We start from the raw sequence: 13,760 nt of genomic DNA on the forward strand, positions 1-13,760 counted from the left end.
GTGGCTCGCGCCTGGCCGTTCGACCAGGGGTTCGGTCGGCTGCCGCCGGTGGTCGTCACACCGGCCGGAGTGCTGTCCGTGTGCGCTCCCCGCTCAATGCGGCGGGGATGATGACGACCTTGATGTGTTTCATGATCGGTTGATCACTCTGGGTGCTGTAGTCGCCGAGCGCGCACAGCACGTTCATCTCGGGCATGTAACCGGCCGCGCAGCCGCGGGGGATGTTGTAGGGGATGGCGAGGTAGCCGTCGAGGGTGCGCCGGCTGCCGTCCCTCGCGATGCTCGTGATGTCGACGGGGCCGAGGTCGGCGATGCCGCGTTCGCGCATGTCGGCCCGGTTCATGAAGACGAGTGTGCGCAGGTTCTTGATGCCGCGGTAGCGGTCGTCGTCGGAGTAGATGGTGGTGTTCCACTGGTCGTGGGACCGCATGGTGCCCAGGACCAGGGTGCCCGGCGCGGGAACGATGTCGGGCAGCACCGCGGTGGAGAACTCGGCGCGTCCGGACGGAGTGAGGAAGACCAGTTCACGGGCGGGCTGCTTGATGCGGAAGCCCAGGGGCAGGCGCACCCGGCGGTTGAAGTCCTCGAAGCCGTCGAGGACCTGGGCCATGGTGTCCCGGATGCGGTCGTAGTCCTCGATGTACCACTCCCAGGGAGTGGTGCTGTCGGGCAGGGCGGCGCGGGCCATGCCCGCGATGACGGCCGGCTCGGAGAGCAGGTGCGAGGAGGCGGGGCGCTTCATCCCGACCGAGAGGTGGACCATGCTCATCGAGTCCTCGACGGACGTGCTCTGGACGCCCTTGCGCTGATGGTCCTTCTCGGTGCGGCCGAGGCACGGCAGGATGAGAGCCCGGCGGCCGTGGACGAGGTGGCTGCGGTTCAGCTTGGTGCTCACCTGGACGGTGAGCTCGCAGTTGCGCAGCGCCGCGCAGGTGTACAGGGTGTCGGGCGCCGCGAGCGCGAAGTTGCCGCCCATGCCGACGAACACCTTCACATCGCCGTTGTGCATCGCCTCGACCGTCCGGACGGTGTCCAGTCCGTGCGCGCGGGGCGGCTCGATGTCGCAGACCTCGGCGAGGCGTTCCAGGAACTCGTCGGTGGGGCGGTGGTCGATGCCGCAGGTGCGGTTGCCCTGGACGTTGCTGTGTCCTCGCACGGGGGAGGGTCCCGCTCCCTCCCGTCCCAGATTGCCGCGGAGCAGGAGCAGGTTGACGATCTCCCGGACGGTGTCGACGCCGTGCTCGTGCTGGGTGAGGCCCAGGCACCAGCTGATGATGGAACGGTCGGCCTCGCCGTAGACGCGCGCCGCAGCGAGGATGTCGGTGCGGCTCAGCCCGGATTGGTGCTCGATCTCGTCCCACGGCGTGGCCTCGCACAGCGCGTGGTACTCCTCGAAGCCGGTGGTGTGGCGGTCGATGAACTCCCGGTCCAGTGCCTTGGGGTCGGTCGCCGAGTGTTCAAGGACCGCCTTGGCCATGCCGCGGAGCAGAGCCATGTCGCCTCCGATGCGGGGCTGCAGGTTCAAGGTGCTGGTCCGGGTCGCTCTGAAGAGGGCCATGTCCACGAAGTCGTGCGGGACGATGGTGCGGGTGGCGGCCGCCTCGATGAGCGGATTGACGTGCACGATCTGCGCGCCGCGGTGGTGTGCCTCGGCGAGGGCGGTGAGCATCCGGGGAGCGTTGGATGCGGCGTTGACGCCCAGGATGAACAGCGCGTCGGCGGTCTCCCAGTCCTTGAGGTCGGCGGTCCCCTTGCCGGTTCCCAGGGACGCCTGCAGTGCGCGGCCGCTGGCCTCGTGGCACATGTTGGAGCAGTCGGGCAGGTTGTTCGTGCCCAGTTCACGGGCCATCAGCTGGTAGAGGAACGTCGCTTCGTTGCCGAGGCGGCCGGAGGTGTAGAACGAGGCCTGATTCGGATCTTCCAGCTCGCGCAGGGCGCGACCGACCACCTCGAACGCGTCCTTCCAGCTGATCGGGACGTAGTGGTCCGATTCGGGGTCGTAGACCATCGGTTCGGTCAACCGGCCCTGGTCTTCGAGGTCGTGGTCGCTCCACCCGGACAGTTCCGTCACCGAGTGTGCGGCGAAGAACTCGCGTCCGACCCGCTTGCGGGTCATCTCCCAGGTGACGTGCTTGATTCCGTTCTCGCAGATGTCCAGGCGCAGACCCTTGGTGTCGTCCGGCCACGCGCATCCGGGACAGTCGAACCCGGTGTCCTCGTGGTTCATCCGCCTGATCGCCCGCGGGCCGTCCACCAGCGCGCCCTCGCGCATCAGCAATCGGGACACGCTCCTGGCCGCACCCCAGCCGGCGGCAGGACGGCGGTAGGGGCGGTACTCCGGTTCACCCTCGGGAGCGGGCCCTGTTCCGGGCTCCAGCGATCTCTGCTCGTCGGTGTCGCCGCTCAAGACGCTCCATCCTTCCACCATTCGGGTACAAGGTGATATAGGGCACTTTCCTGGCACGCTATGCCGGTCGGCCGACGCGCGCCATTCGACCCCCGGAAGATCCGTTCCGGGCGGTCCGGGTTGCGCTCCGGCGCGAGGCGGCGGCTTCTCGTGCAGCCGGGGACCGGTGGAACGGCGGGAATCGTGTGCCGTGGCGGGGCAGGGGGCCGCGATACCATCGAGGGTGAACTCCGGTTCGACCGGGAAGGGTTGTCGGTCGTGCGGACGGTGGGAGGTACGGGCGACATGGCGGACGCCGACCCCGGGCTCTTCGGGCCCGATTCCGTCACCTGGCAGATGCACGGCGACCCGATGATGTGGGTCGCCGGGGTGCGTGCGCTGTATCTGCAGGCACTGCACCCCCGCGCCGTGCGCGGTGTCATGCAGAACTCCGATTTCCGCAAGGACGCCTGGGGACGGCTGATGCGCACGGCCGGCTTCGTCGGAACGATCACCTACGGCACCACCGAGGCCGCCGAGAAGGCCGGGGCCCGGGTCCGCAGGATCCACCGGCTCCTCAAGGCCACCGACCCGGCCACCGGCCAGACGTACGGCGTCGACGAACCCGAACTGCTGCTGTGGGTGCACTGCGCCGAGGTGGACTCCTACCTCCAGGTCGAACGCCGCTCCGGCTTCCCGCTCACGGACGCCCAGGCCGACCGTTACATCGACGAGCACCGTCACAGCGCCCGCCTCGTCGGCCTCGACCCCGCCGACGTACCGGCCACCACCGCACAGCTCGCCGCCTACTTCGAAGAGGTGCGGCCGCAACTCGCCGCATCCCCGGAGGCGTTGGACGTCGACGACTTCCTGCGCAGGCCACCGGTCCACCCACTGCTCGTACCGGCGCGCGCACTGCTGTGGCGGCGGGTCGCGGCACTCGCCCACCCGTCACTGCCCCCGTACGCCCATGAGCTCTACGGCAGACCCGTCGGGCCCGTGCACGCCGTCGACCGTCGCCTGCGCGCCACCGGAACGGTGCTGCGCCGCATCCCCTCCCGGCTCCGCCGGCGACTCCCGTCCGGTCACATTCCGAACGCGATGGCCCGGCTCGGCCCCGGCAGCCGCCCCACCCCGTACAAACTGCGAAGCCAGGCCGCCATACTGGACGGGCCGGGGAGGGCAAAGGGGTAGGCGGACCGACGGGGGCGACAGCAGGCGATGGCGGACACCAGGCTGATCCAGAGCCGGTACCGACTGCTCGATCTGATCGGGCGCGGGGGCATGGGCGAGGTGTGGCGTGCCCGCGACGAGTCGCTCGGCCGTCACGTGGCCGTCAAATGCCTCAAGCCGATGGGCCCCCAGCACGATCAGTCCTTCACCCGCGTCCTGCGTGAACGCTTCCGCCGCGAGGCCCGCGTCGCGGCCGCGCTGCAGCACCGCGGCGTCACGGTCGTGCACGACTTCGGCGAGTACGAGGGCGTCCTCTATCTGGTGATGGAACTCCTCGACGGCCGAAACCTCAGCCAACTGCTGGATGACAACGAACAGCATCCGCTGCCGGTCTCCGACATCGTGGACATCGCCGAACAGGTCGCCGACGCCCTCGGCTACACCCATCGGCAGGGCATCGTGCACCGTGACCTCAAACCCGCCAACATCATGCGGCTCACCGACGGAACGGTGAAGATCTGCGACTTCGGCATCGCCAGGCTCGGCCACGACATCGGCTTCACCTCCCGGCTCACCGGTACGGGCATCGCCATGGGCACCCCGCACTACATGTCGCCCGAGCAGATCAGCGGCGGTCATGTCGACCACCGCAGCGACCTCTACTCACTGGGCTGCGTCCTGTACGAGATCGCCACCGGGGCACCGCCGTTCGACCTCGAAGACGCCTGGGCCGTCCTCGTCGGACACCGCGACACCCCGCCCGAGCCACTGCGCACCCATCGGGCGGAACTCCCCGGATTCTTCGACCGCGTGGTCCTGGAACTGCTGGCCAAGGCCCCCGAGGAACGGCCCGTCGACGCGAGCGACCTGCGCCGACGGATCACCGTCGGCCGTACCGGCGAGCAGCCGCAGCTCCCGTCCACGGGACAGGTGCGGCTCGCCCCGCCCGTGCCCGTCACACGTCCGGAACAGCAGCTGCCGGCCTGGACCCGCGGCATGACCGGCGGACACAAGGCGTCCGGCACCCACCGCGGAATCGCGCTGCCCGACCACTCCGCGGGTCTCACCGGCGAGTGGACCACCGGGACCGACCTGCGGCACCGGACCGGGGAGCTACCGGTGCCCGGGGCCGAGCGGCCGACCCCGTCGCCGGAACTCCTCTCCACCCTCGCCAACCGGCACAGCGCGGGTCTGAACCTCGGCCGGCTCGGCCACTGGGAGGAGGCCGGCGAGGTGCACCGCGCGGTCGCCACCGAACGCGAGTACGCCCTCGGCCCCGACCACCCCGACACGCTCTCCAGCCGGTACGAGGTGGCCTTCACCCTCAGCCGCACCGGGCGATCCTCCGACGCCCTGCGGGAGTTCGGCCGCGTGACCCGGGGCCGTGAACGAGTCCTCGGCCCCGACCACCCGGAGACCCTCGCCGCCCGCCAGGAGACGGCGTACGTCCTCGACCGGCTCGGCCGCCATTTCGAAGCCCACCAGGTGTACGCGACCGTCCTCGCCTCCCGGGAACGGTCCATGGGGCCCGACCACCCCGACACCCTGCGCTGCCGCCACAACCTCGCCTTCAACCTCAGCAGGCTCGGCCGCCTGGAGGACTCGTACCGGATGGCCAGGGACGTGGCATCGGCCCGCACCCGACTGCTCGGTGCCGACCACCCCGACACCCTGGCCACGCTCTACGAGGTGGCCTACACCCTCGGTCGGCTCGGCCGCTGGACGGAGGCCCTGCAGGCCTACCGGGAGGTCGCGCGGGCCCGGTCCCGGTCGCTCGGCGCCGACCACCCCGACACCCTGTCCGCCCGTTACGAGGTCGGCATCAGCCTCGGCCGCCTGGGGCGCAGCGCGGAGGCACTGGAGCTGTACCGCGCGCTCGTCGACGACCGGACCAGGGTGGGCGGCCCCGCCCACCCCGAGACCCTCCGCGCCCGCCACGGCCTCGGCGTCAATCTGGGGCGCCTCGCCCGCTGGGAGGAGGCACTCGCCGAGGCACGCGACGTGTGCGCGATCCGAGGACGCGTCCTCGGCCCCGACCACCTCGACACCCTCGTCAGCCACCGCGAGGTCGCCGTCGGTCTCGGCTGGCTCGGCCACTGGGCCGACGCCCTCACCGTCTACCGCCAGGTCGCCGAGGCACGCGCGCGCGTACTCGGTGCCGACCACCCCGACACGCTGGCCGCCCGCAACGACGAGGCGCACTGTCTGGAACAGCTCGGCAGGGGTCCCGAGGCCGTCGAGCTGTACCGCCGGGTCGCGGCGTTGCGCCGCGGCCGGGAGCCGTCGCCGCCGGGGCCGTACACCACCACCTCTGGTCAGGCGTGATCGTCCCGTGTTACGAAGGGCCATGCCCGCACCCGACAGCTATGACGCAGTGATCGTGGGCGGCGGCCACAACGGTCTGGTCGCCGCCGCCTACCTCGCCCGCGCCGGACGGTCCGTTCTGGTCCTGGAACGCCTCGGCGCCACAGGAGGAGCGGCCGTCTCCACCCGCCCCTTCGACGGGGTCGACGCCCGTCTGTCGCGCTACTCGTACCTGGTGTCCCTGCTGCCACAGAAGATCGTCCGCGATCTCGGCCTGGACTTCGCCGTACGGAAGCGGACCGTCTCCTCCTACACCCCGACCGTGCGCGGCGGCCGTGCCACCGGACTGCTCGTCGGCGGGGACCGCACCCGGGAATCCTTCGCCGCACTCACCGGCTCGGACCGGGAGTACGAGGCCTGGCAGCGCTTCTACGGCATGACGCGACGCGTCGCCGAACGGGCCTTTCCGACGCTCACCGAACCCCTGCCCACCCGCGAGGCCCTGCGCGAGCGGATCGGCGACCGGCAGGCCTGGCGGACACTCTTCGAGGAGCCCATCGGCGTCGCCGTCGAGGAGAACTTCCACGACGACCTCGTACGCGGAGTCGCGCTGACCGATGCCCTGATCGGCACCTTCGCCGACGCGCACGACCCGTCCCTGCTCCAGAACCGCTGCTTCCTCTACCACGTCATCGGCGGTGGCACCGGCGACTGGGACGTCCCGGTCGGCGGCATGGGCGCACTCACCGACGCCCTCGCACGGGCCGCCCGCGAGGCGGGGGCGGAGATCCGCGTACGGCACGAGGCGACCCGTATCGAAACCGACGGGACACGGGCCGAGATCACCGTCCGCTCACCCGGGGCGGAACACGTCGTCGCCGCCCGCCGGGTCCTCGTCAACGCCTCGCCGCAAGCGCTCGCAGCACTCCTCGGCGACGAGCCGCCCACCCCGGCCGAGGGCGCGCAGCTGAAGGTGAACATGCTGCTCACCAGGCTGCCCCGACTGCGTGACCGCTCGGTCGACCCGCGCGAGGCCTTCGCCGGGACGTTCCACATCGCCGAGGGGTACGGGCAACTCGCCGACGCCTACCGGGACGCGGCGGAGGGCCGGCTGCCCGCCGCCCCGCCGTCCGAGATCTACTGCCACTCACTGACCGACCCGTCGATCCTCGGACCCGGCCTCGCCGCGCGCGGATACCAGACCCTCACCCTCTTCGGTCTGCACACCCCCGCCCGGCTCTTCGCCGCCGACAACGCGGCGACGCGCGCCGAGCTGCTGACGGCCACGCTCGCCGAACTCGACGCGCATCTGGACGAGCCGGTCACCGACTGCCTCGCACGCGACGAGAACGGTGAGCCCTGCATCGAGGCGAAGACCCCGCTCGATCTCGAACACGACCTGCGGTTGCCCGGCGGCCACATCTTCCACCGGGACCTCGCGTTCCCGTACTCCACCGAATCCACCGGGCGGTGGGGGGTGGAGACGGCGCACGCCAATGTGCTGCTGTGCGGGGCGGGGGCCGTACGCGGCGGTGGGGTGAGCGGGGTTCCCGGCCACAACGCCGCGATGGCGGCGCTGGGCCGGTGACCTTCGTGCGCCAGTGCCGCGACCGGCAGGCCCTGCCCCGTCGGGCAAACCTCGCCGGTCGCGGCGCTAGCGTCCGAACACGCCGCGCAGGGCGTCGCGCTTGCGCGGCAGGTCGTACTCCGCGCCGCCCTCGTGCCCGTTGTACGTGAACACCTCGATCTCGGCCGGACCCGCGTAGCGGTGGTACGCCGCGAACACCGTGGACGAGGGGCAGATCCGGTCCATCAGGCCGACCGAGAACCACGCCGGGGCGGTCGCCCGTGCCGCGAAGTTGACCCCGTCGAAATAGGACAGGGTCTCCATCGCCTCGTCGATCCGGAAGCGGTGACCGGACAGCCAGCGGGCGATCTCCGCATACGGTCCGGCGTCGGTGATCTGCGAGGCACGCCGGTAGTGGCAGAGGAACGGCACATCGGCGACGGCCGCCGCGATGTCGTCCCGCAGCCCGACGACGGCCAGCGCCAGCCCGCCGCCCTGGCTGCCGCCGAGCACCGCCACCCGCGAGGAGTCCACCGCCTCGTGGGCCTTCGCCGCGTCCACCGCCCGCACGGCGTCCGTGATCAGCCGCCGGTAGTAGTGGCGGTACGGGTCCTCGATGCCGCGGGTCAGGAAGCCGGGGGAGGACGAACCGTGTCCGTCGGGGCCGATGTCCGGGGTGTCCGCGGTGTTCTTGCCACCGCCGCCCTGGCCCCGGTTGTCCATCACCAGATGCGCGTACCCCAGTGCGCTCCAGGTCAGCCAGGAGTACGGGATGCCCCGGCCGCCGTTGTACCCGATGTACTGCACCACGGCGGGCAGCGGACCCGAGCGCGCCTTCGGCAGCAGCAGCCATGCCTTCACCGGCTGCCCTCCCCAGCCCCGGAAGGCCACGTCGAACACATCGACCGTCGCGAACCCGGCGTCGTACGGGACGAACTCGGCGTCCAGGGTGTGGCGGGCCGTCTCGGTGAGTGTCTTCTCCCAGAAGGCGTCGAAGTCGGCGGGCTCCTCCGGTTCCGGCCGGTACGCGCGCAGCCGGTCCAGATCCATGTCGAACAACAAGGGTCTAGCTCCTGTTCAGGGTGAGGTTGAGGGTGGCGCCGTGGAGTCCGGCGGTGTCGGCGGTGATCCTGATGCCGCCGCTGGTGGCGGCGGCGCTTACGCCCGGGTCGGCCCGGACGACGGTCAGACCGCGCTGCGCCAGGTCCAGGACCACCGATGAGCGCAGTTGTGTCGGGTCCGACAGCGACACCTTCACCGTCTTTCCGTCCGGTCGTACGAGCACCGAGGCGGGGCCGTCCGACGACAGGTCCTGCGCCGTGCCGGCGGTCCAGAAGTTCGCGGCGACCAGTCCGTCGGCGCAGCGGCGTACCGCGTGCACGGCGGTGGAGCGTGCGATCTGCCTGACCGGGGGCGCGGACGACCACTGCTTCGTGCGCTCGGCGGAGGCCGCCGGGGCCTGCAGCCAGAAATAGCCGGCCCCGCTCGGTGCGGCGCCGTGGTCCTGCCACAGCGTCAGATACGGGCGGGTGACCGGGGTGTCCGTGCCGTACTTGAGATTGATCTCGCGCCAGGTCGCGGTGCGGTCCTCCCGCAGGCCGTGGAGCGTGGCGGGCTCGGGGAAGACGTAGCCGCCGGTTCCGGCGACATGCAGCCACCGCACCCGGTCGAGCCGGTCCGACCAGCCGGAGTCCGTGGGGGCGGCCGTGCCGTTGACGAGGAGGGCCGCCTTCGGGTCGCGGAGCTTGCGGTTCTCCACGACGGTCTCTGCCGTGCCCGCGTCCGAGGTGATGCCCGAGCCGACGCACGCGATCACGTCGTCCAGGCAGAACCAGCTCTTCAGTCCGTGCAGCGCGCTTCCGTACGCGTGCAGCTCCATGCCGTACGCCCCGAGCGTCGTGCCCGGCAGCGTGGTGCCGCCGGCCCAGTCGGCCGTGCTGGTGGTGCGCTGACCCGCCGCGTCCGCGGGCCGTCCGGCGATGACGGTGGTGCCGGGCAGCCGGGTCGGGTCGACGGTCGGCCAGTAGTCCTCGCTGTAGTGCCCGAGGTCGTCGGTGTAGAGGAGGACCATGCCGTCGGAGAGGTGCCAGGCATGCAGGTTCTCGTTCTGGATCGACTCGTAGTTGTAGATCCGGGACGAGTACGCGGAGATGCCGAGTGCGAAGGACGGCCGGTGATGGGCCGCCTTGTCCATCCGGGGGTGCTGCTTGTGCGCCACCAGCGGGCCGCGTGCCGGGACGGGGGAGGCGATGACCCGCTGGGCGGCGACGAGCGAGGCGAGGTCGGTGACGGCGAGGAAGTCCCGGTAGGTGTCCTCGGCGATCCACTGTTTGACCAGCGCGGTGAATTGGTCGGCCGTCTCGCCGGGGAAGCTCGGGATCAGCCGTACCACCGCCTCGATGACGGTCTGTGCCGAGACGTGCCCCTGTTTGCTGGGGCGGGCGATCTCGCGCCCGCACACCGACGCCATCACGTCGCCGCGGGCCAGCAGCGGGTCGAAACCGTCGTCGACCCAGGAACGGACGTTGTCGAGATCGGGGTCGGTGACCGTCCACGCCGTACCGGCGAGGAGGTTCAGCAGCCGGGACAGGTTGTTCAGCAGCTCCTTGCCGTACCCGCCGTTGTAAGGGTGCTTGTAGTGCTGGAGGAACGATCCGTCGGAGTAGAAGCCCTCGCCGGTGCCCTCCGCCGCCGTACTGACGTCGTTGAAGGCGAGGACGCTGTTGGCACCCGAACCCTCGACGTCCGAAAGAGCGTCACGGACGCGCGCCAGATCGCCGCCGTCGCCGGTGAGGACGGCGTTGACGGCGACGACGGTGGAGATCCACACCCGGTTGGCGCCGGTGGCGATCTGCCGGTCGGCCCGCCAGAGGTTCGGGTCGGGCGTGTAGTGCCGTACGGCCGCGGTGATCCGGCCCAGCCGCTCCGTCCCGAGCACGTCGTACAGCAGCACGGCCGCGTCGTTGAGGGCGAGTGCGGAGCCGATCTCCCAGTCCCAGTCGTTGTCGAACCGGGTGTGGCCGGGGCCGTAGCGGTTCGTCAGCATCCAGTCGAGGCCGGCCAGCAGCAGATCGCGCAGCGTGGTGTCCCCGTACTGCGGAGTGCCGGGCACGGCCCACGCGGTCGCGACCGTGGCGAGCCGCTTGAACGACGTCGTGACGTGGTTGGAGAGCGCGGTGCTGGTCAGATCGGGGAACAGCCCGTCGGTACGGGTCGGGTCGAGGCCCTTCGCCGAGGTGGTGGCGGCCTTGCCGATCCGGGCCACGGCCGCGGCGATCCGCGCGTCCGTCAGGTCGAGCCCCGAGCCGCCGGTGAGCAGGGTGTGCCAGCGGGTGCGCAGGGAGGCGGCGTCATCGACGACGGTGTCGCCGACAGCCGCGTGCGCGGTGGCCGCGGCGAGTGTGAACGGCAGGGCGGCAAAAGCGCCGAGCGCCGCCGCCCCGGCGAGAACGGTGCGCCGGGTGGTTCCCGGAGTGTCGGTGCCTGGGTTCATGATGCGGCCCTCACAGAAGGTGTCGGCGGTTCACGGCCGCGGCCGACGCGGCATGACCGGCGGGGTTGGGATGCAGTCCGTCGCCGCTGTCGTACGACGGCAGCATCCGGGACGGACGGTCGGGGTCGCGCAGTGCCGCGTCGAAGTCGGCCACGGCGTCGAAGACCCGCCCGGTCCGCAGCGCCGCGTTGATCTGCTGCCGTACCGCTTCCAGTTCCGGTGTCCAGCGGGTCCAGCCCTCGAACGGTGTGACGGTCGCGCCGACCGCCCGCAGTCCGGCGTTGCGGGCGCGCAGCACCAGCTGCCGGTACCCGGCCAGTACGCGCGCCGGGTCGGTCTGGCTCGGCGGCTGCTGGAGGTCGTTGACGCCGAGATGGACGAGTACGGTCCGCAGCCCGGGCAGGGACAGCACATCGCGGTCGAAGCGTGCCTGCCCGCTCGGCCCGAACCGGGCGTCGTCCAGCAGGACCCGATTGCCACTGATGCCGAGATTGGCGACGGCCGAACCGGGCAGCCGCCTGGCCAGTTGGTCGGGCCAGCGCAGATCGGCGTCGTCGGGCGTGCCGACGCCCTCCGCTATGGAATCGCCCAGCACCGCGACCACGGGCCCGTACGCGCCCGTCACCTCGACCCCCGTCAGCAGGAACACCGAGGTGGTGCGCTCGCCGTCGACGGTGTGCGAGGCATGGGTGTTGCGGTGGAAGGAGAGCGGTCCGGTGGGGCCGGGGAGCCGGGTCTCCACCGTCAGAGCCGCCGCTTCGGCGGTACGCAGACCGGCGACCGGATCACTGGTCAGTGACGCGCCCGCGGCGATCCACGCCTGTGCGCGCCCGCCGAACGTCACCGCCCGGCCGCCCGCCGTCACAGGGCCGATCAGGACCGGAACCGTGCCGAAGGCGTGCCCGTAGCGCAGCCGGACCGTGCCGCCCGCCGACAGCCTTACGCAGGCGGTGAACGTGCCGTCGGTCAGACCGGCGCTCGCCACCGTGTCGGTGGCGGTCGGTGCTGTCTGCGCGGTCGCCCAGGACGTCGTCCAGCGCGACCGGCCCGTGCCACCGTTCGACGCCTCGGCGGCCTGCGCCGCCGGCGCCGTCGCGGCGACGGCCGCAAGCCCGGCCGCCGCTGTCAGTACCCCGCGTCTCGCGGGTCCCCGGCCGCTCACTTGGGGCACGCCCCGGTCGGGGCGTACTCGCTGCCGTAGGTGCCGACCGCGTCACCACCGGTGTTGCCGCTCATCGTGTTGGTGCACACCGGTCCCTGCGGGGTGCGCATGAACTTGATGCCGCCGCCCGCGTTACCGGTGATGGTGTTGCCGTAGACGCTGGTGTCGATGCCGTCGGTCGCGGTGTCGCCGCCGAGCCGGATGCCCGCGCCGGCATTGTCGTGAATGGTGTTGTAGCGGAAGATGTTGCCGCTGCCGCGCGCGTCCAGCCCACCGGAGCTGGGGTCCTTCTGACCGCTGCAGTCGTTGTACTCGACGTAGTTGTTGGTCGAGTTCTCCTTCACATCGACGCACTCATTTCCCTGGGTGACGATGGTGTTGTGGTGGATGCGGTTGTTCCGGCTGACGTCGGGGGCCGCGTCCGGGGCGCCGTTCGCCCCCTGCTGCTCGGGGGCCGTACCGAGGTAGATGCCCTCGCCGTTCTTGCCCCCGCCGCCGAACTTGAAGTCGTTGGCCCCGCAGTCGGTGATCGTGTTCTTAGAGATGTCGGCTCCGGTCACCAGATAGCGCACCCGCAGGCATTCGTCGGCGGCGTTCTTCAGCGTCATTCCGGTGATCCGCAGTCCGCCGACACCATTGCCGGGAGTTGTGCTCATGACATAGATGAGCTTGAGGCGGTACCCCGACACATCGGTGGGGGACCCGTGCAGCCCGTCGACGGTGAAACCGCTGAGCGTCGTCGAGTCGTGCTGCACCTGGATGATCCGGGCGTCGCCGGCCCCCTTCACCACGGCGTTCGACGGCCCGGTGATGGTGACCCCGGCGCGCTTGGTCACGACGTCCTGCCGGTACGTACCGGCGGCGAGGTTCACCACCGCACCCGTCGGCGCCAGATCGACCGCCTTCTGGATCGTGGCGAGCGGGGCGCTCGACGACGTACCCGTGTGGGAGTCGCTGCCGGACGGCGACACGTAGTACGCCGTGGCGGCTTCGGCGGCCCCGGACGCCGGGGGGAAGACCAGTGGGGCGCCGACGGCGAGCGCGGCGACGAGAGTGGTGCGCAGTACACGGCTCATGGGGTGTGCCTCCTGGGATCGGCGAAGGACAGAGCGAGCAGTACGGGGACGCTGGGACCGAGGAGCACGGGACCCAGCGGTACGACGAGAGAGAGCAGCGCGGCGGAGATCACCGCGCCGAGCAGCGCGGTGCCACGGGCCGCGGACCCGAAGCCGAGGACCAACGCGCCGCGCGACCAGGTGCGGACCGTGCCGTGCGGCGACCGGCCCGCCTCGGCGGCGAGCGCCACATGATGGACGACCAGAGCGGCCGCGATGCCCACCTGCGCGGCGAGCAGCACGAACGTCCACGGTTCCGAACGGCCCAGCAGATGGACGATATTGGCGGTCAGGACGATCCCCGCCGCGGTGGATGCCAGGGAGTGCCGCCACAGGGCCCGCCAGTACTGCGGGAAGGCGCCGAACGCGTTGGTGAAGCAACGGCTGTCACCCTCCGCCCGCCACCGCTGCAGGGCGTGCCCCATCGCGGCGAGCGCGGGCAGCCAGGTCACGAAGCCGAGCGACAGCACGGCGAACGCGGCTCCGGCGGCGGCCGGATAGGCCACGAATTCCAGCCGCCGCAGCAGCGTCGGCCAGCCGGACGAGAGGGTTGCCTGCAT

Annotated in this window: 9 protein-coding genes; 3 read left to right on the forward strand and 6 right to left on the reverse strand. The window is 71.2% G+C overall.

Translation table 11 applies throughout. From position 1 onward, the window contains the following. Positions 1-55: 55 nt before the first annotated feature. Positions 56-2,428: an FdhF/YdeP family oxidoreductase gene (locus ACIRP2_RS26875; protein WP_404254530.1), complete on the reverse strand. Its 2,373-nt coding sequence runs from the start codon at positions 2,426-2,428 to the stop codon at positions 56-58. A 264-nt stretch (positions 2,429-2,692) separates the two neighbouring features. Here ACIRP2_RS26875 and ACIRP2_RS26880 point away from each other — a divergent pair, with 264 nt between their 5' ends. The 3 genes from ACIRP2_RS26880 to ACIRP2_RS26890 are packed head-to-tail and all read left to right on the forward strand — an operon-like array spanning position 2,693 to position 7,451. Beyond that, entirely contained in the window at positions 2,693-3,580 is an 888-nt protein-coding gene (locus ACIRP2_RS26880; protein ID WP_404254532.1) for an oxygenase MpaB family protein, read from the forward strand. Between the two features lie 27 nt (positions 3,581-3,607). Then, on the forward strand, positions 3,608-5,884 hold the full coding sequence (locus ACIRP2_RS26885) for a tetratricopeptide repeat protein (protein ID WP_404254534.1): 2,277 nt from the start codon (positions 3,608-3,610) through the stop codon (positions 5,882-5,884). A 22-nt stretch (positions 5,885-5,906) separates the two neighbouring features. Further along, on the forward strand, positions 5,907-7,451 hold the full coding sequence (locus ACIRP2_RS26890) for a phytoene desaturase family protein (RefSeq protein ID WP_404254536.1): 1,545 nt from the start codon (positions 5,907-5,909) through the stop codon (positions 7,449-7,451). A 66-nt stretch (positions 7,452-7,517) separates the two neighbouring features. Here the strand turns inward: ACIRP2_RS26890 and ACIRP2_RS26895 are convergent, their stop codons facing one another. From ACIRP2_RS26895 to ACIRP2_RS26915, 5 genes are read right to left on the reverse strand one after another with little or no spacing between them, the layout of a single operon-like run. Continuing rightward, positions 7,518-8,492 (reverse strand): acetylxylan esterase, encoded by a 975-nt coding sequence (locus ACIRP2_RS26895; RefSeq protein WP_404254538.1) that lies wholly within the window; start codon positions 8,490-8,492, stop codon positions 7,518-7,520. A 4-nt stretch (positions 8,493-8,496) separates the two neighbouring features. Next, complete coding sequence (locus tag ACIRP2_RS26900) at positions 8,497-10,923, reverse strand: polysaccharide lyase 8 family protein (protein ID WP_404254540.1); 2,427 nt, start codon at positions 10,921-10,923, stop codon at positions 8,497-8,499. Positions 10,924-10,933: 10 nt separating this feature from the next. After that, positions 10,934-12,085, reverse strand: a complete 1,152-nt coding sequence (locus tag ACIRP2_RS26905; protein ID WP_404254542.1) for an SGNH/GDSL hydrolase family protein — start codon at positions 12,083-12,085, stop codon at positions 10,934-10,936. After that, complete coding sequence (locus ACIRP2_RS26910) at positions 12,082-13,161, reverse strand: DUF1565 domain-containing protein (protein ID WP_404254544.1); 1,080 nt, start codon at positions 13,159-13,161, stop codon at positions 12,082-12,084. Before ACIRP2_RS26910 ends, ACIRP2_RS26905 begins: the two co-directional genes overlap by 4 nt. Beyond that, entirely contained in the window at positions 13,158-13,760 is a 603-nt protein-coding gene (locus ACIRP2_RS26915; protein ID WP_404254546.1) for a hypothetical protein, read from the reverse strand. The genes ACIRP2_RS26910 and ACIRP2_RS26915 overlap by 4 nt, the downstream gene beginning before the upstream one ends.

The sequence above is a fragment of the Streptomyces sp. NPDC101194 genome (assembly GCF_044767885.1).
GTDB lineage: Bacteria > Actinomycetota > Actinomycetes > Streptomycetales > Streptomycetaceae > Streptomyces.

Coding starts and splice junctions, on each gene's coding strand:
- ACIRP2_RS26875 (WP_404254530.1), bottom strand. CDS start 2,428: ATGGTGGAAGGATGGAGCGTCTTGAGCGGCGACACCGACGAGCAGAGA.
- ACIRP2_RS26880 (WP_404254532.1), top strand. CDS start 2,693: ATGGCGGACGCCGACCCCGGGCTCTTCGGGCCCGATTCCGTCACCTGG.
- ACIRP2_RS26885 (WP_404254534.1), top strand. CDS start 3,608: ATGGCGGACACCAGGCTGATCCAGAGCCGGTACCGACTGCTCGATCTG.
- ACIRP2_RS26890 (WP_404254536.1), top strand. CDS start 5,907: ATGCCCGCACCCGACAGCTATGACGCAGTGATCGTGGGCGGCGGCCAC.
- ACIRP2_RS26900 (WP_404254540.1), bottom strand. CDS start 10,923: ATGAACCCAGGCACCGACACTCCGGGAACCACCCGGCGCACCGTTCTC.
- ACIRP2_RS26910 (WP_404254544.1), bottom strand. CDS start 13,161: ATGAGCCGTGTACTGCGCACCACTCTCGTCGCCGCGCTCGCCGTCGGC.
- ACIRP2_RS26915 (WP_404254546.1), bottom strand. CDS start 13,760: ATGCAGGCAACCCTCTCGTCCGGCTGGCCGACGCTGCTGCGGCGGCTG.